The organism is Dapis purpurea BLCC-M126, from assembly GCF_050015975.1.
GTDB lineage: Bacteria > Cyanobacteriota > Cyanobacteriia > Cyanobacteriales > Microcoleaceae > Trichodesmium.
This window is the reverse complement of sequence record NZ_JBNHER010000213.1, coordinates 1-24084: the sequence shown is the minus strand read 5'-3', so window position 1 is coordinate 24084 and position 24084 is coordinate 1. Positions and strand designations below refer to the sequence as shown.

Annotated in this window: 19 protein-coding genes and 1 pseudogene; 12 read left to right on the top strand and 8 right to left on the bottom strand. The window is 35.6% G+C overall.

The genetic code is table 11. The annotated features are described in order from the left end of the window. Positions 1-555 precede the first annotated feature (555 nt). Positions 556-2838: a protein-arginine deiminase domain-containing protein gene (locus tag ACP6PL_RS18755; RefSeq protein WP_426546791.1), complete on the top strand. Its 2283-nt coding sequence runs from the start codon at positions 556-558 to the stop codon at positions 2836-2838. Between the two features lie 448 nt (positions 2839-3286). Next, a complete protein-coding gene (locus ACP6PL_RS18750; protein ID WP_094676284.1) occupies positions 3287-3607 on the top strand; it encodes an antibiotic biosynthesis monooxygenase in 321 nt (106 codons plus the stop codon). Positions 3608-3990: 383 nt separating this feature from the next. On the opposite strand, the gene cmoB is transcribed toward ACP6PL_RS18750, so the two are convergent. The 5 genes and pseudogenes from cmoB to ACP6PL_RS18725 all read right to left on the bottom strand — a co-directional run bounded on the left by cmoB (position 3991) and on the right by ACP6PL_RS18725 (position 7511). Continuing rightward, positions 3991-4977, bottom strand: a complete 987-nt coding sequence (gene cmoB, locus ACP6PL_RS18745) for a tRNA 5-methoxyuridine(34)/uridine 5-oxyacetic acid(34) synthase CmoB (RefSeq protein ID WP_426546790.1) — start codon at positions 4975-4977, stop codon at positions 3991-3993. Positions 4978-5205: 228 nt separating this feature from the next. Further along, a pseudogene (locus ACP6PL_RS18740) lies at positions 5206-5478 on the bottom strand (putative toxin-antitoxin system toxin component, PIN family); the annotation flags it as partial. A gap of 213 nt (positions 5479-5691) precedes the next feature. Further along, positions 5692-5841 (bottom strand): hypothetical protein, encoded by a 150-nt coding sequence (locus ACP6PL_RS18735; RefSeq protein WP_426546789.1) that lies wholly within the window; start codon positions 5839-5841, stop codon positions 5692-5694. Positions 5842-5964: 123 nt separating this feature from the next. Beyond that, positions 5965-6624, bottom strand: coding sequence for a glutathione S-transferase family protein (locus ACP6PL_RS18730; protein WP_426546788.1), 660 nt, complete (start codon positions 6622-6624; stop codon positions 5965-5967). Positions 6625-6776: 152 nt separating this feature from the next. Further along, on the bottom strand, positions 6777-7511 hold the full coding sequence (locus tag ACP6PL_RS18725) for a tRNA1(Val) (adenine(37)-N6)-methyltransferase (protein WP_426546787.1): 735 nt from the start codon (positions 7509-7511) through the stop codon (positions 6777-6779). Positions 7512-7880: 369 nt separating this feature from the next. Here ACP6PL_RS18725 and ACP6PL_RS18720 point away from each other — a divergent pair, with 369 nt between their 5' ends. Both ACP6PL_RS18720 and rppA read left to right on the top strand, forming a co-directional pair. After that, a complete protein-coding gene (locus tag ACP6PL_RS18720) occupies positions 7881-8300 on the top strand; it encodes a hypothetical protein (protein WP_426546786.1) in 420 nt (139 codons plus the stop codon). A gap of 253 nt (positions 8301-8553) precedes the next feature. Next, complete coding sequence (gene rppA, locus ACP6PL_RS18715) at positions 8554-9252, top strand: two-component system response regulator RppA (protein ID WP_426546785.1); 699 nt, start codon at positions 8554-8556, stop codon at positions 9250-9252. Positions 9253-9365: 113 nt separating this feature from the next. Here the strand turns inward: rppA and ACP6PL_RS18710 are convergent, their stop codons facing one another. Further along, the gene (locus tag ACP6PL_RS18710) at positions 9366-9647 is read right to left on the bottom strand and encodes a PepSY domain-containing protein (protein WP_426546784.1); all 282 of its coding nucleotides are present in this window, start codon (positions 9645-9647) and stop codon (positions 9366-9368) included. A gap of 111 nt (positions 9648-9758) precedes the next feature. Further along, entirely contained in the window at positions 9759-10067 is a 309-nt protein-coding gene (locus ACP6PL_RS18705) for a hypothetical protein (protein WP_426546783.1), read from the bottom strand. 709 nt (positions 10068-10776) lie between these two features. On the opposite strand from ACP6PL_RS18705, the gene ACP6PL_RS18700 reads away from it, so the two are divergent. Both ACP6PL_RS18700 and ACP6PL_RS18695 read left to right on the top strand, forming a co-directional pair. Continuing rightward, positions 10777-12582, top strand: a complete 1806-nt coding sequence (locus ACP6PL_RS18700) for a copper resistance system multicopper oxidase (RefSeq protein ID WP_426546782.1) — start codon at positions 10777-10779, stop codon at positions 12580-12582. A gap of 2 nt (positions 12583-12584) precedes the next feature. Continuing rightward, a complete protein-coding gene (locus ACP6PL_RS18695; protein ID WP_426546781.1) occupies positions 12585-13412 on the top strand; it encodes a copper resistance protein B in 828 nt (275 codons plus the stop codon). A gap of 265 nt (positions 13413-13677) precedes the next feature. Here the strand turns inward: ACP6PL_RS18695 and ACP6PL_RS18690 are convergent, their stop codons facing one another. After that, positions 13678-14208 (bottom strand): DNA-binding protein, encoded by a 531-nt coding sequence (locus ACP6PL_RS18690; RefSeq protein ID WP_426546780.1) that lies wholly within the window; start codon positions 14206-14208, stop codon positions 13678-13680. A gap of 306 nt (positions 14209-14514) precedes the next feature. Here ACP6PL_RS18690 and rppB point away from each other — a divergent pair, with 306 nt between their 5' ends. The 6 genes from rppB (at position 14515) to ACP6PL_RS18660 (ending at position 23911) form a co-directional block, all read left to right on the top strand. Beyond that, entirely contained in the window at positions 14515-15873 is a 1359-nt protein-coding gene (gene rppB, locus ACP6PL_RS18685; RefSeq protein ID WP_426546779.1) for a two-component system sensor histidine kinase RppB, read from the top strand. A gap of 305 nt (positions 15874-16178) precedes the next feature. Beyond that, a complete protein-coding gene (locus tag ACP6PL_RS18680) occupies positions 16179-17627 on the top strand; it encodes a multicopper oxidase family protein (RefSeq protein WP_426546778.1) in 1449 nt (482 codons plus the stop codon). A 64-nt stretch (positions 17628-17691) separates the two neighbouring features. Beyond that, positions 17692-18249 carry a DUF411 domain-containing protein gene (locus ACP6PL_RS18675; RefSeq protein WP_426546777.1) on the top strand — a complete coding sequence of 186 codons (558 nt, stop codon included), beginning with the start codon at positions 17692-17694 and terminating at the stop codon, positions 18247-18249. Between the two features lie 899 nt (positions 18250-19148). Then, positions 19149-21050, top strand: a complete 1902-nt coding sequence (locus ACP6PL_RS18670) for a protein kinase domain-containing protein (RefSeq protein WP_426546776.1) — start codon at positions 19149-19151, stop codon at positions 21048-21050. Between the two features lie 347 nt (positions 21051-21397). After that, positions 21398-21604, top strand: a complete 207-nt coding sequence (locus ACP6PL_RS18665) for a hypothetical protein (protein WP_426546775.1) — start codon at positions 21398-21400, stop codon at positions 21602-21604. A 495-nt stretch (positions 21605-22099) separates the two neighbouring features. Further along, the gene (locus tag ACP6PL_RS18660) at positions 22100-23911 is read left to right on the top strand and encodes a protein kinase domain-containing protein (protein ID WP_426546774.1); all 1812 of its coding nucleotides are present in this window, start codon (positions 22100-22102) and stop codon (positions 23909-23911) included. Positions 23912-24084: the final 173 nt, after the last annotated feature.

Genomic DNA, 24084 nt, shown 5'->3' with positions numbered 1-24084 from the left:
ATTTCAAGGCTCTGGGTTTAGGGATCGATACTATTAACTATTTCACTTTTCCGCTGTTGCCGACAGGTTTGCGTTAGCGTTAGCGAAGATGCTCTGAAAGAGGCAGCTCCTCTGGAAGAGGCAGCAGTCCGTCAGGATAACGCTGCGCAACATGAATGCGTAGCATTCCGTTTGCGTAGCATTCGGCAGGAAAGGAAAGATACTCTGTAATATCATGTCCGGATAATTAGTGATAAAAAAGTTTTTGTTTGTAGTAGGGCTTTAGCCCGATAAATACCTATCTTAGGGCTAAAGCCCTACTACGAGCTTTAATTATCACTGTTCAACCGGACATGATATAAGAGGCAGTTAGAACCCAGGAGGCTAACTGAATAACTGAAATGACTTTTATAGCGCTACTTATTAAGGTTAGGACATTTATAAATCCTGAAACCCTTTGACAGTTGACTATTCCCTAGCGCGTAGCGCTATAACCTTGAAATTTTGACTTTTTTTAAATAGGATGAGTTGGCAGAAATCAGGTAAAATTCAAAGTATATATCGAGGATGTATACTATGCGTTGGATGCGATACGTTAAAATAGCTTTAGTAAATACTGTTGGGGCATTAGTAGGAATTATTTGGATACCTGTGCCTCAAGCAGTAGCACAACCTTCACTTCTTAAACAATCAAACTCAGAAGTTTCTGTACTGGAAACTATTAAGTCGATAAATAACAACATAAAAATTCCTAAAAAAGTAAGTTCACTACCAGAACTTTACCAGATTAGAGACAAGCTACAAGTAGAACTTGATAAAGTCTCTCAAATGCCAAATATCCAAGAAGTAAGAGAACCTTGGCAATACCAATTCCAAGTACGACAATATGAAAAAACCCTGAAAGACTTTCGCCGTGTAGAAGCAAAAATTATTAAAGAAGAAAAAGCTGCTCAAAGTTGGAAGCAAGCAATGAGTATAGCAACTAATGCGGTAGCAAAAGGAAAAAAAACAGGTGCAAATTATCAAACTTGGCAAGAAGCAGAAAACCTATGGCTAGATGCAATTGACAGTTTGCGTCAAATACCTCAAGATTCATTGATGACAGATAAGGCGATCGAAAAAATGATCGAATATCAGGGGTATTTAGCTGTTGCTTGTTATGAAAAAGTAATAGCAGCAAGAAAATGGGCAGAAAATACAGAAAATAACACAAATACCCAAACAACAAATTCTTCACCTATTGCATATAGTTTATCTCCTGGTTTTACAATTTATGGTGATACTAACAGAGATGGGGAAGTGGATGAAGCTGATAAGTCAGGTAGAGAAAAATGGTCTTTATCAGAAGGTGCATTGATGTTGTTTAATAATGATGATGATAATGGCGATCTAATCCCAGATTGGCGAGATCGAGATGTTAATGGTGAAAGTGATACAGAAGATTTAGCTATTGTTAATATTCAATTGGCAGAAAGCTATAGGGATGCTCAAATATATATTTCTACAGACACAGATGTTACTAGCTATATTAATGTATTCCAAAAAATAGAATCTGGATGGCAACCAGTAGACATTTCTGGTACTGAAGCATTAATACCTAGAGAGAAAATAATATTAGGTGTAGAAGCTAAACAATTTGCCGATCGCAACTGGAAAGGGGTAGTTAATTTGAAAGCGATCGCTGAAAAAAATGGCAGACAAATTGCTTCTGATAGTATTCAAATAGGTGTAGTTCCCTGGTTAATGTCTCCTAACACTGCTCCAGTCAAAGAACTTCATGTTAGCGATCGAGGTTTGGCTAATCAAGAGTTTATCAATAAAATCAGAGAAATTATTGAAAAAACAGGTGCAACAGCCAAAATTAATCCTGGTGGCACTACCTGGATGCAAGACACTAAAGAAATAGGTTATGTGCAGTTTCCCAGTGAAGGTAAAACCCGTAACATGAATGTTGCGCTCAAAGCTAACCGCCCAGGGGAAAACGACCAATATTCTCGCAGTCTTCTCAAAGAAAATTTCGGCTGGTTTGAAGTCGGTAAACCCAGACAACTTGATCCTCTAAATAGGTGGGCAGATGCTTATGGAAATCTAGAAGTGACCCCACCTTTGCCAGGATATCCTATGGGAAGAGTTTATTATGGTAAAGCAGGAGAAGTAGGCATGAATCCTGATATTATTGATTTCATTAAAGCACAAAAAATTCAGGGTCCGCCAGTGGATATTGATACTTCTTGGTTAATGATTCGTCATGTAGATGAAATTATAAGTTTTATTCCTAGTAAATTTGGCAAACCTTTAATGTTAATTGTGAGTCCAGAAGCGGGAGTAAAATTATTAGAAGAATTAAATCAACAAGGCTATGGTCAAGCTGCTATAAATCGTGGCTTAAGTACTCAAACAACAGTGCGGGCAGCTTTGAAAAATCCTAAGTTAATTCAGCATAATCTCTATTTACAAAGGGAAAAATTAAACCCATTAATTGAGAAGTTAAAACAGGAATTTAATCTTAGTGATGACCAGATAATTCAAGTGCCAGCTATGTTTGGATATAGCGGTTATTCTTGGTGGCCAAATATGGTTAATTCGGTGGTAATTAATGGGGAATTATTGGTTTCAAATCCTGGAGGAGCATTAATTAATGGGAGAGATTATACTCAGGAAAAATTCCGTAGGTTGATGGCTGATTCTAGTTTAAATATTAATTTTATGGACGATCGATATTATCAAGAATTGAGAGGAAGTGTCCATGATGCTACTAATACAACTCGTTTAGGAAAAAATAATCCTTTCTGGGAATCTTTATCTGATAATATTTCAGAGTTTAAAGCGCAGAGTTTAGATATGGCAGATATGAGATAATCAGGACTTACTCAGAACTACCAGGGGGTTTTCCTGCTGAATACTACGCAACAATTTTGCGTAGCAAAACGGCCGTTAACCCCTACAAGTGGCGTGTATTTTCTATATTTTGCGTAAGTCTTGATAATATAACAATTAATATTCAGCTATAAGAAGGGTTTAGATAGACCAAACCCTTTACGAAGTTGTCAACTATGATAATTCTTACTTGAGAATTTTAATTTGATATTTGGATAATATTATGTCTAGATAAATACTAATCTATAAAGTTATTGTGACTGGAATGGAGTAGAAAGTTTGCTCAGGATTCTGTAAGGAAAGCAATCTATTATGTTTCAGATGTTTCTTCTATTTATTTTATTTATTCCTAATGGTAAATATTTAACCGAACATGATATAAGTTCTAATACAGCCAACAATTTAAAACTTGTAGAAAAGGAGCAAAAAAATGTCTGATTTTATGGATTTTTTGAAGCACAAATATGCTTATGTTGCCCTGGGAGAATTTAAACCAGGAAAATTTCAAGAAGCAAAAGAGCTTTATGAAAAGGCAGTTGCTACTTATAACGAAGGTTTTAAAGGAGCTTATTTATTACAATTGCCAGGAACAGATAAAGGTATTGCTGTAATTTTTTGGGAAGGAGTTGAAGATATGGATGCTAATCAAACTGATGCTTATAAAGCAGCATTGGCAGAAATGTCGCACTTGTTTGCCAAACCACCAGAGACTAATTTTTATGAGACTGTTACTGAGATTTTACCAGAGTAATGTTGAATTCTGAATCCTAAATTCAGAATTTAGAATTCAGAAATCTCATGTCCGGTAATATCGGTATAAAAAAGCAGAGAAACCGGGTTTGTATCAAATGCTATATAACACTAACATTGACCTCCCACAAACCCGATTTCTTATAACACTCCGATTTTTCGGGAACCGTAGTAAGCGGATTTGATATCAAAAGTTAAATTCTTAGGGAATTTCATCTCAGTCAGATAAATTAGTCGCGGGCAAGATGCCCGCACAATGTATATAATCAGATAAATTAGTCGCGGGCAAGATGCACGCACAATGTACATAAGGAGACAAAATTCCATATACTTATCGTTCCCCCACTTCCCCCAATCCCCACACTCCCCTACTCCACCACTCCACTACCTACGCGCGATCGCATAATAACGCCAAGGAGCAGGATAACCTTCAACAGTTAATGAGGGATCGTCAGGATCAAGAAATTCTGACAAACTATCAATATTTGCCCAAGTAGTGCGTCGTTGCTCTTCAAGGGACAAAGGTTCTGCAAAAAAACAATTGATATCGCTAAACCCCGCTCTCCCTATCCAATTTTCCAAGCAAGACTGGGTGGGAAGAAACCAAATACCACGCGCTTGAGCGTAACGTTTCTGGGGAGTGAGCGCCACTGGTAAATCTCCAGGAATTCCTTGACAGTCAATAATAATTTCACCTTTGGGTGCCAACGCTTCTCGCATTTTGCGTAATAAACCAATGGGATCGGTGTGATGATAGAGGATACCCAGGCAAAAAATGGTGTCAAAAAATTGGGGGTAGTAGTGAATGTGTTCGACTCCTAAAAGTTCAAATGCCAGCATTTTTTGTTTGACAATATTTTGGATAAGTTGAAAATTCCAAAAATGTTTGGTGTAGGGTTCAAAACCAATGACTAATTCTGGTTGTTGAGCTGCCATCCGAAACATAAAATAACCGTTATGGCAACCAATGTCAGCAACTTTGCGATTTTTCAGAGAACTAATATGTGGCAAAATGCGCTGCCATTTCCAGTCGGAACGCCATTCGGCGTCGATAGTTACGCCGAATAGTTCAAAAGGACCTTTTTTCCAAGGGCAAAATGTTTGCAAGGAATGGTAAAACTTTTGTTGTTGCTCTGAGGAGAGTTCGTCAGGATGACCAACTTTGATGACTGCATTGGAAAAGTCGAAAAAGTCGCTGTGAATATCTGCTATTGTTTGTACTGCTTCGTAATATTGCTGAGTAGAAGGTTCAAATAATTTTGTTTGTCTTTCTTGGCGAGTTTTTAATATTGCTTCTCGGTTGATGGGGATGTCGTATTTATGTAAATAATCTGGGGCAATATAGCCGATATTTTTCTTGATAATGGTCATTTTTTTAACGACTGAGTACATGAATTAAATTTATCTTTCTAGATTCTGTAGTATCGTAAGCATTCAGCTATCAGCAATAAGACTCTGTGTTTAAGGACGGGGTTTAAATGAATATAGATTTTGGAGCTTACTTTTTTAGTAAGATTTCTAGCTGAATTAATCAAGCTTTGATCGCTCACTAAAAACAATAGCTGATAGTTTAGTGCTGAATGCTTAGGTAGTTATATTTTATATTTTTATGTCTCTAATAAGTTCTAAGAATTGCTTTGGAGTTAAAATAGGGATTCCTTGAAATGGATTTAGTTCTAATAAGTCTTTATCTCCTGTTATAATATGAGTGGCTTTGCCATTAACAGCAACATCTAAAAATTTATCATCTTTTGGATCTCTACATTTATTGACGATTTCAGATACTAAAATCTGCTCTGATTCTAGCTTAATCTTTGCCAGAAATTGAGAACGAATATCTAGGGGAATATATTTATCAAATTTTGCACGAGTTAAGACTTCTTGTAATTATTTAAATGTTACATCAGAAAATAAAATAATACCAATTTTTCTTGCTTCTTTAAAAGCGATATCAGGAAGAGATGATTCAATCAAAATACTACTAACTAAATATTGGTATCAATAACTAATCGTAGTTTATTCATCTTCCAGTATTTGGTCTAAAATTGCTTGTGTTAATCCATTTGCTTTAGCTTGTTCCTGCATTTATTCTATAATTTTTTCTAAAGATTTCTCTTGTATAATTGATTTAAGCAAATCATTAACAATTGTTTGGATTGTTTGCTGTTTTTCTGCTTCTGCTTCTCGGTAAGCTTTGGCAATTTCAGGGTCAACTTGAATGGTTATGTTTTCCATAATAATTAATTAAGTTGTTTTTCCTATTTTTAATTAAAACAGTTATTGATACTTATTGCGATGTGTTTTTTTCTCTATTTCTTCCCCCCTTCTTTAGTAGAAATAAAAGAGGGGAAACTAATTTTATTTTTGTTGCATTCGCGCTAACATATTAGACCTAAATTCGGCAAATGTTGCCTCTGTTGCCTCAGAAGCTTGCCATGCTGGACGTGTTATCAAGCCACTACACCAACCACTAACTTTAGGATATTTATCTAAAGAAATACCACCTCTCAAAGACAATATGGGAATGATAGTACCCGCAACAACATCAGCTAAAGTTAAATTATCACTACCAAAATAAGGGCGATCGTCCAACAAATTCTCAAAAAATGTTAGGACTGTTGCAATTTTCTGCTCTGCTTTCTCAACTTTTTCTGGATCTTCTCCAGGTAAATCTAAAATTCGTTGCACCAGTGGAGTAAGAGCAGGCAACAATTCATTAACACTTACCATTTGTACCATCCGCACAATTGTTAAGTCTTTGACATCTTTAGGTAACAGATTAGGAGTAGGATATTTTGCTTCTAAATAGTCAAGAATTGCCAAAGATTCGACTACATTAAAACCATCATCTACCAAAGCAGGAATGTGGTGAAAAGGGTTAATTGCCAAAAAATCAGGTTTAAATTGCTCTCCACTGAGTTTTACTTCTACCAATTCAAACTCCCGTCCTTTTTCTAATAGTGTCACCCAGACGCGACGGGAGTTAGGAGATACAGGAGCATGATAAAGAGTCAACATTACACAACCTCACAATTTTATGAATAAGCTTGGCATTATTAATTTTAACATTGAAGTTTTAATATTTATTTTTTATAGACTAAAAAATAAATATAGTTGTTTTTCTAAAAATTAACTTATCTTAAATCTGGAAACAGGTAAATTTTATCAAGTTAATATTTCAGATAAAAATCTTTGATTAAAGCAATAAATTCTGGTGTGTACATATATTGTTTTACTTCAATAGTTAGGGTGTTTTCTTGATATGGTAATTGGTTTTTACTTAGTTCCATCAAAATTCTTTTTGTGGGAATTTCTGGCATAGGTTTAACATACAGTTTTCTCTGACAAAATAATCCCAAATATTCAGCCTTTTCTTGAAAATTTTCAGCTTGTTCTACTGGATAAATTACAGCCAATCTACCTGTTTCAGACAAAAGTTGAACTGCTGCCTGCAATAAATCAGCTTGTGAAAGAAAATCAGTATGTCTAGCAACTGTTCTAGCCTGATTAGCAGCTTTCAAAGCATTTTCAAAGAAAGGTGGATTTGATACTATTAAATCATAACGTTTTTGGCAAATATCTGTATATTTTTGAATTGAAGAGTTGGCAATTTTAACTCTGTTTGACCAAGGTGAGCGTTCCACATTTTCTCTAGCTTGAATAGATGAGTCTGTGTCAATTTCCACAGCATCAATATTAGCAAGCGATAGTGTTCTGCACGGCTGACAGGAACGCTGTGCCAACATTAAAGCAATTAAACCAGTACCCGTACCAATATCTAAAATTTTTTCTGCTCCAGAAACATCTACCCATGCTCCTAATAAAGTACCATCAGTACCAACTTTCATAGCACATCTATCTTGCAGAATTGTAAACTGTTTAAATCGAAATTGATTTCCTCCCATATTGTAATTTTTCTCCTGATATGTATTTAATAATTATCCTTAAAATTGGCTCTAATTTTAATTCTAACTGTTAACCGTTTTTTCTAGATATATAATAATTACTTTGGTAATAAATATAGTATTAAAAATTAATGACTAATAACTGAGTAGTAACTTTTATTATATCAAGTGTACCAGAGAGGATGCTCAAAGCACTGGCAGGCAAGATTCCTGCACTACTTAGCTGAATTTTTTTGATAATTAGGTTATCTTAAATAAATGTAAATTTATCTGACCAATTAAGACAGTTGAGAGCAAGTAAATTAATTTATAGAATTTTCTTACTTTTAACTTTTGATTTTTGAATTTTGACTTAAATAAGGGGTAACTGTGGTAACAGAGAAAATTCTTAAACAAGACATCCAAAAAACAACAGAAAGAGAAACATTCCAGTGGACAAAACAATTTGATGTATGGGAAACTCACACAAAACATTGTCTGGTTTGTCAGGATGCACTGAAAAATATTAATCGCTTAAAGATTTTGACTTATGTTGTGGCAGGGTTGTGTCTGTGTTTGGGGATAGTTATTGATGCACGGGCGATCGCTATTCAAGCAGCAACAGCAGCAATAACTGAGACGGGAACATTTGTTTCTGGTTTAGCAGTTCCCCCACTAGGATTTTGGTTTGCTTTAGGGGGTGCAACTTTATTTGCTTTCGGGGGATATAAATTGCAACAGTTGAGTAGACTGTTTTATGTTTATGAGTTTGAACACGCAGATAATAGAGTTGTTGGGAATTTATATTAAGTTTAGATAAATAGCGAGAGGCTTTTTTTGTTGGGGTGGGTTGAAGGCTAAATATTGAAGTTAAGGTATTTTATCCTAAGTATTTAAACCCGCCCCATCCAGTGGATATTATAGTTATCTTATGGCATTAGACTGATTTGTAAAATTAGCCCCAAAGATTAATCTTCATTTCACAATCTTATTTTATAAATATCTGCTTTGAATTGTTAATACTGTATATTTAGAGTATAAAGTTACTAAACTAATCTGAATTATGCGAGTTTTATTAGTCGAAGATGAACCAGATTTAGGAGCAGCAATTAAACGGGTTCTCCATCAAGAATCTTATGTGGTTGATTGGGCGGTTGATGGCGCAATAGCATGGGAATATTTAGACAGTCAATTGACCTTATATCGCCTTGCTATTGTTGACTGGTTGCTACCTGGTTTATCAGGATTAGAATTAGTCAAATTTTTGCGACAAAAAAATAGTGCTTTACCCGTGTTGATGTTAACAGCGAAAGATAGTATGGCAGATAAGGTTACGGGATTAGATGCAGGGGCAGATGATTATTTAGTTAAGCCTTTTGGAATGCCAGAACTATTAGCTAGGCTCAGAGCTTTACAAAGGCGATCACCTGAAATTCAACCCCAACAATTACAGGTAGGAAATCTAATTCTAGACTATGGTACTAATACTATTTGTTTTCTCAAGAAAAATCAGGAAAAAAATGTAATTAATCTGACTCATAAAGAATTTGTCTTGCTAGAATATTTTCTCCGCCATCCTCACCAAATTCTTAGTCGAGACCAAATTTTAGCTCAACTTTGGGAATTAGATTCAGAGCCAATAAGTAATGTTGTTGCTGCTCAAATTAGATTATTAAGACGTAAATTGGGAGTGAGTGGATGTGGAGATTTAATTGAAACGGTTTATGGTTTAGGTTATCGCTTCAATCCTGTAGATAAATAGAGATAATCTATTTTTTGCCAATGGGAAATAATATACAATAAATTTCAAAAATAATTTGATAGTTTTTGTATCTATCTTTTAAAATTCAAAATTGAGCAAATAGCTTGTTTTGATTATCTCTTATATTGTCGCCGAATTTGGAACCACATAATAATTCCTGTCACTGCCAGCATGAAAATTCCAAAGGCATTTAAAAATGGATAAATCATCTCTAAATTAATTCTCCCAAACTTGCCTCTATGCCATTCCAATAACCAAAGAAAATCATTGGATTGACCGTTAATAACTGATATTTGAAATAGAGAACCTGTAATTAAAGTAAGTAGTACAGGAAATAACATTATTGGTGCAAATAAATAGTGCAGTTGGCGCAGTCTGGCTTGATTAATTTTCATAGTTTAAATATTATTTATGAGTGGTTTAATATCAGAAATAATCTAGAGCAATCCTAAATAGGTTGTGAAAAATCTAACAGAATAATATTTTTTTCCGATCACTATATAACTTTATCTAAATATATATCGTTTCATTGAAAATAGTAAAAATGGCATAGTTAATAATAGGAAAAAAACAATTTCTCCAGACTGTGGTATAAAGATATTTGTTTGAGGTAAATCAACTGAATTGATAACTTTTTGTTCTACAACTGTTTCTGCTTGAGTTTCCACCTTTGGCGAGGATATTTGTTGTATTTGATTTTCTAGTTTTTTATCAACATAATTATTTTCTACTGGTTTTACTTCTGTTTTTGAATCATCATTTTTATTAGGTAGATGAAACTCTGGGGCATGAGCTAGTAAAGATATAGTTTGCATTATGTTTTCTACTCCTATTAGAGACTATTTCTAATATTTGGAAGAAAAACCTGATTGTTCTTCAGTAATAAACCTAATTTTGTCAGGTTTTCTCATCCAACATTTGAAATTTACTGATTTTAGGCAATCAATACTTACTATACATGGCATTTATGAAATTAGGATGAAATGTCAATCTAAAATCCTCTATTTTGTAGTAGACCGACACAGCTAAAATGGTGCGTTCTGACGGATTCCTAAACCTTTTTCAAATTCTAAATTTTAGCGGTATAACGCACCCTACAAATTTTGCTATTTCCTAGTGCCGTGTCAAGCCTTAAATGTTACTTTAGGAAAATCCTACGATGCTGATTTTTCAAAGTAAAGAGTCAAAAATCTATTCCACTATTTTAAGCTTGACACGGCACTAGGGTGTGTTAGATGCGGGATTTATTTTGGAGATATACCAATAAATTTTGATTTGCAGCTTAACCCACCATTAATATTTTTTGGAAATACTCTCTTTGTTGCTCCAGAGATTATAACTACTAAAATTCAAAAAAATCCAGTTGATATTTCATCCCAATTTCATATTCTTGAGTCAAACTAGCATTTAGTAAAAAAAAATTAGTTTGGTTTGGAAAAAATATCAATATGTCCTATCAATTCAAAAATCAACATTAACCATAATTTTTTTAACTACAAATTGAGCCAAAAGTTAACTAAAACTATGAAAATCAACCCACTTACTAGACGAAACTTCTTAGGCTTCACTGCTGGGGTAGGTATAGTCACAGCCATAGACAATATTTTCCCTACTTATAGCAGACAAATCATTGCTGCTACTGACTCTGAACACGGAAGTAAATATCCCGATCTAATTAACCTCCAAATTCAGGAAACCAAACTCAAAATAGGAGAGCGAAAAGCTACCGCTATGACAGTTGACGGTTCAATTCCAGGACCATTAATTCGTTTGCGGGAAGGTCAAACAGCTACTATTAAAGTCACAAACAATCTCAAAACAGATACCTCAATTCATTGGCATGGAATTATTCTCCAACCTGAAATGGATGGAGTTCCCGGCCTGAGCTTTGCTGGCATTAAACCAGGAGAAACTTTCACCTATCATTTCCCTGTAACCCAGAGTGGCACTTATTGGTATCACAGTCATAGTGGGTTGCAAGAACAACTCGGTCATTTTGGAGCCATGATTATCGATCCGGCTGAACCCGAACCTATTGAATACAACCGGGAATATGTAATATTGCTCTCTGACTGGACTTTTGAAAACCCCCATCAAGTGCTTGCTAACTTGAAAAATAAAAGCACCTACTATAATTATCAACGGCGAACAGTGGGACATTTGTTTGATGATATGGATTGGCGCAGAATGCGGATGGATCCTACTGATATTGCTGATATTACAGGTGCAACCTATACATATCTAATGAATGGCATGGCACCAGAGTCTAACTGGAGTTGCATATTTAAGCCTGGTGAAAAAGTAAGACTCCGGTTTATCAATGCTTCAGCAATGACTTTTTTTGATGTGAGGATTCCCGGACTGAAAATGACGGTAGTACAAGCAGACGGTCAAAATGTGCAACCTGTAACTGTGGATGAATTTCGGATTGCTATTGCTGAAACTTACGATGTAATTGTTGAACCTCAAGAGGAGACTGCTTATACTATTTTTGCCGAAACAATGGATAGAAGTGGTTATGCTCGTGGAACTCTTGCGCCTCGTCTGGGTATGACTGCACCTCTGCCAGAACGACGAACTCGCCCTCTGAGAACTATGGCGGATATGGGTCACGATCATGGCATGGATCATTCTGCACATTCTCAACACTCTCCAAACATGAATGAGATGGATCATTCTCAGCATAACGGTGGGATGAATCATTCTCAACATAACAGTGGGATGGATCATTCTCAGCATAAAAGCGGAATGAATCATTCAACTGAAACAGAAACAATACCTCATCAAGAGCCAGTAATGCACGGCCCAGACCATCATGGTTCAGGTAGTGCGGGAGTAGCTATGATGTCAAAAAGTAGGCTCCACGAACCAGGTATTGGTTTAGAAAACACAGGTACTCGCGTTCTGTTATACACCGACTTACGCAGTCTGAAACCTCGTGAAGACCAAAGAAAAGCCGAACGGGAAATAGAACTACATCTCACCGGAAATATGGAACGGTATATGTGGTCGTTTGATGGCAAGAAATATTCAGAAGCAAAGGAACCAATTCAATTTTATAACGGCGAACGACTACGACTTACCTTTGTCAACGATACGATGATGGAACATCCCATCCATTTACACGGAATGTGGATGGAATTGGATAATGGAGCAGGTGCTTATAAACCACGCAAACATACTGTTCTGGTTAAACCTGCCGAGAGAATGTCTGTAGATGTTACTGTGGATGCACCTGGTAATTGGGCGTTTCATTGCCATCTGCTCTATCACATGAAGGTAGGGATGTTTCGTGTAGTTTCTGTAACTGATAAGGTAGAACAAGCATAATAATGAATTTCTTAAAAACAGGTTTTTACTATGCTGTCGCTGTAATCAGTTTTTTCAGCTACTTCAGTTATGCACCAGTGGTTATGGCAGAAGGAAAACAGATAGGCGATCGCTCGACTAATCTTGCTCCTACTTGGGAAATTGCTAATGAGTACAATCAGGAAAATTGGCCTTCAGTAATCAAAGATAATCAAATATTTTGGCTGTTGTTAATTGAAGAGTTAGAATATCGCGTTAATGATGCTGACAGTAGTTTTAATTGGGATGCTCATGGTTGGGTTGGTGGCGACTACAGAAGATTGTGGTTAAAAACTGATGGTGAAGTTAATACCGAAGATGGGGAAGGAGATGCGGAAGTACAATTACTTTACAGTCAGTTAGTCTGGTCTTTTTGGGAATGGCAAGCTGGTGTGCGTTACGACAGAATATTTGGTTCTGAGTCTGACGGACGTGCTTTTGTAGTTTTTGGTTTGCAAGGATTAGCTCCTTATTTCTTTGAAGTAGATGCCGCTCTTTTTGTCAGCGAAGATGGCGATATTTCTGCCCGGCTAAGTGTAGAGTATGAATTGTTGCTTACTCAACGATTGGTATTGCAGCCAGAATTTGAAGTTAATGTAGCAGCACAGGAGGTTGAAGAATTTGAAATTGGTACGGGTTTTAACGATCTTGAGTTAGAAATGCGACTGCGCTATGAATTTAGTCGTCGGTTTGCACCTTATATTGGTATTTCCTGGGAACGTAAGTTTGCTGGTACTGCCGACTTTGCTAGAGAAGAGGGAGAAAGTGTTGATGAGGTTAAATTTTTGGGTGGTTTGAGGTTTACGTTTTGAAAGGTAAAGCAGAGTATGTTATTCCGTTTTACGGAAGTCATCCATTCAAAATTTAAAAGTTAAAAGTAAGATTTTATAGACTCATAGCTTTGACACCCCAGCAATTTCAGGAAATTATTTCACATCTAAAGTTTGAAACTATTTGTGACATCTTTAAAGTGAATTGGTATTAGTCAAATTTTGCCACAATAAATTTCACACAGAAATCATAAATCTGTGAGAATCTAAAGACGAGACTGGCATCTGATTCAGATTAACTTTTTAACTAGGATGCTTTTATCAAGTCATCAATATTTTTCTTATTAATTTTCCACATTTCGTCTTCTTCCCAAATCCAGGTACTATCTACTCGCTCAACTGTGCCATCAAAATTGAAGACTGTCGCCGTTGCCAAAGTCTCAATCCAAACAGTCGCTCCGCATGAATGAGGTTTTTCTGGTTTATAAACAATCCGACAAGGACCGTGAATTTCTATTTCGTGACCTTTTGCTAAAGTCTTAGAGCTGCGTTTCACAGAAATTACATGGAGATCGGTATTTTTATTATTTTTATTAATGCCAATATTAGGTCGATTGAAATGAATCGTATTCTTGCCACAGTGCCTACGGGAAGACCAACGAGGCTCAGGACCACGGCTTCTGCCTGCAATTTTAATTGTTCCTTTATATAGAGGAATTACCCAACTACGACCATTGATTTTTCTTGCTCCTTGAATTCGACCTTCTTTAAGTAAAACTCGGATTCTTTGAGTAGAAATACTTAATAAACTTGCTGCTTCAGTAGTGCCAACAAACATAATTTTTGATCTATTTTGATATACGCAATAGTATAACACAAAGCTTCGTTGATAACTAAAGTAGGAGTGATTTTGATAAATAGTGGTAAAAAATATAGTATCAATAAATCTGATATAGCAATTCTTATATTGAAGCAAGAGAAAATGTTATAAATTTTAGGGAATAGTTAATACTAGATTTTGTGTGATACAAAATATAAATAATACTTACGCATCTAGCATCAAAGTATCAGGTTGATATTCCTTTAACTCAATAAGAAATTACTTTTGACTTTTAACTGGCCCATAGCGGTATGTCACTCAAAAATGCACCAAAACAAACTATTTCAACAAACCCGCCTTTCCCTAGCTGGTTGGTATGTCATGGTAATGGGAGTTATCCTAAGTTTATGCATTTTAGGATTTTATGAAGCTATTCTGCACGCTCACCGAATTACCATTGACCGAGAACTTAAATCAGTGGCAACAACAATACACGACAGTTTAAAAACTGTTCTCGAAAAACCTGCAAAGGTAACAGTTGCCGCAACTCGCATCTTACCCAATTTTTGTTTAGTGGAAACCTCCTGCAATTTTTTTCAACCCCACCTGAGAGGAGTTCCCGAAACTGAAAATTATTATTTGCGCTTACTTGATCGCTCCAACAATTTAATAGCAGTAGCAGGGTTACGACCAAAAGGACTGCAACTAACTCAAAACACACCACAGCTACAAACCCTCACTGCTAATGGCAAGCGTTATCGACAAATCTCTTTAATGCTGCATACTCAGGATGACTTGGAGTGGGGATATCTTCTGGTGGGGAGGAGTTTGCAAGATTTTGATGAATATATCAAAACAGTTACTTATATTTTACTATTGGGTTTGCCAATGGGAATTTTGTCTATCGCTGGTGCTAGTTGGTGGTTATCTGGCAAAGCAATGCGCCCCATTTACCAATCTTATCGGCAAATTCAGCAATTTACGGCGGATGCTGCCCACGAGTTACGAACGCCGTTAGCTGCTATTCGAGCCACTATTGAATCTACTTTAATGTTGCCAAAACTAACTGAGACGGAAGCTAGGGAAACTCTGGAAATAATGGGGCGACAAAATCAACGTTTATCTCAAATGGTCTCTGATTTGTTAATTCTCTGTCGCATGGATAGTCGAATGGAGAAATTACCCCAAAAACAAGAATTTATTTGTTTGAATGATTTAGTTAGTGATATTGCTGAAGAATTTGCCGTTTTGGCAGTCGCTACAAAAGTAAAACTCGTATCTGAAATTAGGGTTTCTCAATCTGTGGAAGTGATGGGAAATATTGAACAATTGTATCGTTTGGTTTCTAATTTAGTTGTTAATGCTATTAACTACACGCCTCCAGAAGGTGAGGTAAAAATAATTTTAGAAGTTAATGTTAATTCAGCTTTAATTCATGTGGAAGATACAGGTATTGGCATTACCGAAAGAGAACAAAAACGAATTTTTGACCGATTTTATCGTGTGAATAGCGATCGCTCTCGTCAAACAGGAGGTTCGGGATTAGGTCTTTCTATTGCATTAGCGATCGCTCAACTTCATCAAGGTAATATTACTGTTCAAAGTGTACCTGGCATAGGTAGTACATTTACTTTGAAATTACCTTTTTTTCCTACCGTCAATAAGACTTTTATTTATTATTAAACCACTGTAAAATGTAATATATACAGATTCAATTTTTGGTTAGGACAATAGATTTTGGTTGTAAGGGAATAGCGAACAGGGAAAAGAAGGATATCTTGACTTTTTGCGTAGTGCTATAATGGTAAGTAGGTACGCACAAAAAAGCTTAAATACATTAAGTTTTGTCAATTAACCCAAAACTCTGACCTACAGCTAATTTGAGAAGAGTTTACATTCTATTACATAGCAATAAATTTTAACACCGACCTACTTAATTTGCAGAAATAACATTTTGAATCAAATGTAAAATCCCCACCATATTAATTATGAAATCAATTAATCGCCGAAAATTTTTAATCCTAAGTTATAGTAGTGCTATCGCTACTTTAATGGCTCAATGTAACCTAGCCAATACTCAAGAAAATAAACAATTTTTTTCATCATATCCTCAAATTAATCAGAACCAAGATGGAATTTTAGAAGTTGATTTAACAGCTAATTATAATCAAATAAATCTGGCAAATAAACAAGCTTATGTATTAAGTTATAACAGACAAATTCCCGGACCAAAACTAGAAGCAAAACCAGGAGATACTATTCGGATAAATTTCACTAACAATTTACCCCAACCAACAAATCTTCATTATCACGGTTTGCATATTCCCATCACCGGAAACGCCGATAACGTCTTTCTTAATATTCCACCAGGCGATCGCTTCACATATCAGTTCCAAATTCCCGAAAATCATCCTGCTGGAATTTTCTGGTATCATCCGCATTTGCATGGTTTAGTAGCGGAACAATTATTTGGGGGGTTGGCGGGATTATTTATTGTTCGCGGAGAGTTAGATGAAATTCCCGAAGTCAAAGCTGCTTCAGAACAATTTTTAGTGTTGCAAGATTTTGCCCTAGATCAACAAGGGAATATGCTCCCATCCCAGGAACTTTCAATAATGACTGGAAGGGAAGGAAATTTGATTACTGCTAACGGTCAGTTTAACCCTAACTTTACCATTCCCGCTCAAGGTTTATTACGATTACGAATTCTTAATGCTTCAAGTTCCCGCTTTTATCAGTTGTCTCTAGAAGAACACCCATTTTATTTAATTGCTACTGACGGAGGCGCATTAGCTGAACCTGTAGAAATGTCAGAACTGCTACTCACTCCTGGAGAACGTGCAGATGTATTAATTCAAGCTAACCAAGAACCTGGAAAATATCGCTTGTTCAATTTATCTTATGAACGAGTAGGTATGGGTATGATGGGTAGAAGCATGATGGAGAGAAACTTTCCTGAAACTCAACCCCAAGTTTTAGCAACAGTGAGTTATGACACACAGGTTGCTGCTGTACCATTGCCAACAAAACTAATCTCAGTCGCAGCATTGCCAGAACCTCAAAAAGTACGTCGTTTTCAGATGAATCACGGCATGATACCTGGTCAAGGAATGGCATTTTTGTTTAATGGCCAGCCATATCAACCAGAAAGAATTGATACTCAAGTTCAGCTTAATACGGTTGAAGACTGGGAATTAATTAATACAGGCATGATGGATCATCCTTTTCATGTTCATGGCAATCCTTTTCAAGTTTTGAGTCGGAATGGTAAACCAGAACCCTATCGTGCTTGGAAAGATGTAGTGTTGGTCAGACCTGGGGAAACAGTTTTAATTCGGATGGCCTTGCGAGATTTTGCTGGAAAGACTGTTTACCATTGTCATATTCTTGACCACGAAGATTTGGGAATGATGGGAAATTTAGAAATTAAGGCTTGACTTTCCACTCGACTGGAAGGTTTATCATTAAAAAAATACTTATAGATTATTTGAGGTAATAGTTATGAAAAAGGTTTTCTCTAATTGGATGCAATCTCTAATTGCTGGTGTGGCAGTTGCTGGAGTTTTAGGAGTTGCATATTGGTCTTTTGTCGGTTTGCCAGAAAATCCTACCTTTAGTGCAACAACTCAGACTATTACAAACTCTGATTTATTGACAACAGACTTAGCACCACAAGCACTTAATATCACTGTCTACCGTACTCCCACTTGCGGATGCTGTAAGGGTTGGGTGGAACATATTAAGAAAAATGGCTTTCAAGTAACTGATATTGTCAAACCTGAGTCAGAAATTAAAACTATTCGCCAGAAATATAATTTGCCCTTAGATTTGACATCTTGTCACACAAGTGAAATTGCTGGCTATCTTGTAGAGGGTCATATCCCGGTGGCAGATGTTCAAGGTTTAATCGCCCAAAAAGCAGATATTGCTGGAATTAGCGTTCCCGGAATGCCTATTGGTACTCCTGGTATGGAAATGGGCGATCGCAAACAATCTTTTGATGTATTTGCCTTTCAAAAAGATGGTCAGACTAGAGTTTTTAATTCCTATAAATTCTAGAATCTTGATCGTAAAATATTAGGATTCAAGCTAGAGTGTTCGGCACAGAATTAGGAGCTAAGTTATGATGAGCTGCTGGCCAAATACTCCAGCGATCGCTTTTAAGCAAGATTCAAGCTATTACTAAATACTTTGATAAGCAAATTGAAGCGATCGCTAAAATTGAAAGTTCAATGACTGAAATTTCTAATAGTCTCTCACTTTGACAAATTCAGGCTGTCAAGTTGGCGACAATTCAGAGCATCGTATACCTTAACCATCATAAACCAAATTTTTGCATCGCATTTACTTGTAAGAGCTGGTATCAATCATATCAGGAAGAATTTACAAAACCGATAAGTTCATAAGCAAAATTAATTATATATCCTAATTGACTTCCTGTTCACTCTCTGAACTAGGAAATTTATGTTCCAGAACTACTTAATAAAAAAGCATCAGATTATTAAGTGTATCAAAAATAAGGATGGGAAATTAATTATATCAGGACTTACGCATGAAATAGGAAAAACTAGGATTTGAGATTGCTTCCCTGTCGGTCGCAATGACGAAAATACGTTGTATTGCGTAAGTCCTATATATTTCTTGTTCATAGTTATTTTAATGATATTCAACGTTTGGCTATTAAAAAATTGGCAATTTAGGTGGTTTGGAAGTTTTAAGAATTAGTTGATGAAATCTCTATAAATTCAGACTTGGCAAAATTAAGTAAACATTTATGACAACATAAAAATTAATTTATGCTTAACTTCAGTCAATCTTGATAAAAACTGGAATATAGTAATAAAAAACTTTGTAAACCTATCTTGCCTATTGCTAAAAAATTATAGTAACTAAAGAAACCTAACCGACCAAAGCCAAATATAGTCAATATTATTATCATTAGCTAAAAACCTATCGGCATGAGTTATTGCCTTAACCCCAACTGTCAAATTCCCCAAAACCCAGATTGGAATAAATATTGCCAAAATTGCGGCTCAAAGCTACTACTAAAAGACCGCTATCGCCCCTTAAACCTAATTGGTCAAGGAGGTTTTGGCAGAACATTTTTAGCTATCGACGAAGACAAACCCTCCAAACCTTACTGCGTCATTAAACAATTTTTTCCTGCATCACAAGGCACAAATAATATTAACAAAGCTGCCGAACTCTTTGAAAAAGAAGCTACAAGGTTAGACCAGTTGGGCAAACATTCCCAAATTCCCGAACTAATGGCCCACTTCACCCAAGATGGGCGACAATATTTAGTACAAGAATTCATCCCTGGACAAAACTTAGCCCAAACTCTAGAAATTGAGAAACCCTACAACGAAGAACAAATCAGGGACTTACTGAAAAATTTGCTGCCAGTGCTGGGGTTTATTCATTATCATAATGTGATTCACCGCGACATCAAACCAGAAAATATTATTTGCCGTCAAAATAGCGATCGCCAGTTAGTATTAGTAGACTTTGGTGCTGCTAAATATGCTCTGGGTACCGCACTCCTCAAAACAGGTACAACTATTGGCACTCCTGAATATACTGCTCCCGAACAAAACCGAGGCAAGGCGGTATTTGCGAGCGACTTATATAGTTTGGGGGTAACTTGCTTGCATCTATTAACCAAAGTTTCCCCATTTGAATTATTTGATGTGGGTGAGGGTGCGTGGGTATGGCGACGTTATTTACAGAATAATTCTGTAAGCGAAAAGTTGGGTTATGTTTTGGATAAACTGGTGGAAAATGCAGTCAACCGTCGTTATCAGTCTGTTGATGAAGTTATAAAAATTTTAAATGCAGATGCTCAAATTAAGTTGACTCTTATTCAAGATCAAACAGCTCTCCAAACACCAGAAGTTACACCTACAACTATACCGAGTCAAACTTGGAAATGCGTACATACTCTCATCGGTCATCAAAAATGGGTTTGCTCCGTTGCTTTCAATAACGATGACAAAATTGTAGCGAGTGGGAGCGAGGATGAAACTATTAAGTTGTGGGAAGTAGATAGTAGTAGAGAAATATTGACTATCCGGGGACATTCCGGTTATGTGAACTCTGTTACTTTTAGTCCGGATGGGAAAATATTAGCTAGTGGGAGTGACGACAAAACTATTAGACTTTGGGAAGTTAAGACGGGCAAACTTCTTTGCATTCTCGGTGACTGGAGTCAGGGAGAATATTTTGGTCATTCTGGAGGAGTAACGGCGATCGCTTTTAGTCCAGACGGTAAAATTTTAGCTAGTGCTAGTAAAGATAAAAATGTAAAAATTTGGCGACTGGGGGATGATATTTATGATGCGAACTTTGGGAAGGTAATGATGACTTTGAGCGGACATTCACGACCAGTTCGCGCAATCGCTTTTAGTCCAGACGGCAAAACTTTGGCGAGTGGCAGTGAAGATAATACGATTAAAATATGGGATTTAAGTTTAGGTAATACTGTTAAAAATCTATGTAATTATTATCAGGGAGTACATTATATTTATGCAGTTGCTTTTAGTCCTGATGGTAAAATTTTAGCTAGTGGTGGTCGTGATAGAAATATTAAAATTTGGCAAATAGATCAGGGTGAAATATTGCAAACTTTTGAGGGACATTCTAGTGATGTTCGTCAACTAGCTTTTAGTCCTCAAGGAAATATTATTGCTAGTGGTAGTGAGGATGGAACTATTAAAATTTGGGATGGGAAAACAGGTCGGCAAATTGTAAATTTAGAAGGTCATTTAAAATATGTTAATTCTGTTACTTTTTCTAGAGACGGAAAGAGTTTAGCTAGTGGTAGTAGCGATCATACTATTAAAATTTGGCGACAGGAGTAACCAATTTAAAAATCAAAATTCAAAAGATTAGAAGTTAAAAATGAGAAAAATTACTATGTAGATCGAGTTCTTAATCACGGCTTAGGGTGGGTTTTGACTGTTGTCTTTTCATAGGCGACAATACATATTCTTACTCACTAAACTGTTAAGAATCTACCGTAACCCACCCAGTATAGTGAAGATTAAACACTCTAGCTGTCTTAATTTTTCCTTGTGCATTCACTCTCTTAGCAATTTTTAGGAATAAGGAAAAAAATAGTATTTTACTTGCTGTATAAATACCCTTTAATTAGATTTGCTCTATGAGGTACAAAGTTCTAAGTAGTAGGTAATAGCTTAAGTATCTAATGATAATTAAAATTAATTGTGAAGTAGAGGAGTGGTTAGGGGTTTTATCTCCAAAACCTTACTACAAAACCGTACATAATTCAGTCATGGTTTTAGCAAATTTAGTTGCTGCAATTATTTTACGTTTGATTTTGCCTACCTACTTAACTGGAAATAGAAAAATAAGCAAAAAAAATGTACCTTACAAAAGGAGAGAAATGCTATAAATAAAAAATTTAGCCAGTGCTAAATAAGTAATGATAGGCAATAGAAAACAGGTAATAAAAAATAGCAAATTTACCCAATAGTTGGGATCTACTTATTATTTGAAGAGTGTCTAAATTTAATCTTTTTGTAGGGTAGGCAAAGGCGGAGATAATTTCATAAAATTACTAAGTCAAATTGTCATCCAACACAATTCAGAGAACATTGCTAATATTGGATACTCAGTCGCCATTTCAAAATGTATTTTTTTCTATATGAATCCTAAATCATTCGTGAGAATTTAACTTTTATCTATCGGGATAAATCAAAATTAAAATAATATCACTTATAGATATTTATATAAATAAATTATCAGGCGTGCTGAGAAAATGTTACTAACTACTAAAGCAACAAATACAATATTCGCAAAAAGAAAAAATATGATTTACTGCCTTAAAGAAAATTGCAAAAGTCCCAACAACCTCTCTGATACAATAATCTGTCTAAGTTGTAATTCTATGTTAATACTAAAAGACCGCTATCGAACCATCAAAATGATTGGTCAAGGAGGTTTCAGCAAAACGTATTTAGCAGTAGATCAAGACAAACCATCCAAGCCGCCATGTGTTATTAAACAGTTTTATTTTATTTCACAAAATGATGCAGATGTAAAAAAAGCAATCCAACTATTTGAACAAGAAGCAGAAAGATTAGATAGTTTAGGAAAACATCCTCAGATAGCTGAACTATTAGCAAATTTACATGATGATTCTTGTCAATATTTAGTACAAGAATTTATCCCTGGAAAAAACTTAGCTCAAATTTTAGAAACAGAGGGAAAATTCTCAGAATATCAGATTCGAGAACTATTAAATAGTCTTTTACCAGTCCTAGAATTTATTCACTCTCACAAAATTATTCATCGCGATATTAAACCAGAAAATATTATTCGTCGTTTACAATCGAATTCTGCCTATAAAACCGGATTCAGAAATCAATTAGTATTAGTAGATTTTGGTTTAGCAAAAGAGTTAACCGGTACAGCATTATTAAGAACAGGTACAATTATCGGAACTCCTGAATATGTTGCTCCAGAACAACTCAAAGGTAGAGCAAATTTTGCCAGCGATTTATATAGTTTAGGGGTAACTTGTATTTATTTATTGACCAATGTTTCCCCATTTCAACTATTTGATACTGGAGAAAATAAATGGGTATGGCGTGATTATTTAGTTGATAATCCTGTCAGCGAACAACTAGGAAATATTCTAGATAAATTAATTACTGAAGCGACAAACAAACGTTATCAATTTGCAGCAGATGTCTTAAAAGATTTGAATAATGGTAAATTACCACCCCCACCCCCACCCCCACCAAATTTACTCAAAATTTCACAGCCTAAAATTTCTCTCAAATATACTACTCATGTACCAGGATTACATCTTTATTCTTGGGGAAAACCTCAAACTATTTCGGGTCATTTAAGTTCAGTTTCATCCGTTGCTATTAGCCCAGATAATCAAATTTTTGCTAGTGGTAGTTTTGACCGAACAGTTAAATTATGGAAATTATCTACAGGAGAATTATTAGACTCTTTTGTTGCTTCTAATGTAGTCTTATCAATTGCTTTTAATTATCAAAGTAATATCTTAGCTATTGGTAATGTGGGTGGGGTGATTAATATTTGGGATTTGGCTAAAGGTACAATAAGTTGTAGTTTATCTAGACATTCTGATTCTATTGTTTCAATGCCAGTAGCATTTAGTCCAAATGGAGCATTTATTGCTAGTGGAAGTGACGACCGAACTATTAAAATTTGGCATCAAGAAAGTTGTCAACTTTTGTACAGTATTAAAAATTCACGGGGAATAAATATAGTTGCTTTTAGTCCTGATGGGAAAATTCTTGCTAGTGGCAGTAGCGATAATATTATTAAATTTTGGGATGTAGAAACAGGTAAGTTAATTAGTGAATTAGTTGGACACAAGAGAGATATTAATACAATTGCTTTTAGTCCTGATGGTAAAGTTTTAGTTAGTGGAAGTAGCGATAAAACTATTAAATTATGGTCTGTAGAAAAATCTGAATTAATCAAAACAATTACCGGACATTCTGATTGGGTTAGGTCGGTAATTTGTTTGGATAAAAAAACTATAATTAGTGGTAGTGCAGATAAAACTATTAAAGTTTGGAATATGGAAACTGGAGAAGTTATTGATACTTTGACCGGACATTCTAAGGATGTAAATTCTGTAGCTATTAGTGCTGATGATAATACTATTGTAAGTGGTAGTAGTGACAATACTGTGAAAATTTGGCGCTGTGAGTAAATTCAGTTATCAGTTATCAGTTATCAGTTATCAGTTATTAGTTACATAATTGGTCATAAACAGGAACCTTGTAGGAAAATTCCATGGAACCTCCCTACTATAGTCTACCCATTCGTACAACCCACATTCCGCACGACAAAATGTAGTACATAAAGAGGGGAAAAGTTGAATAA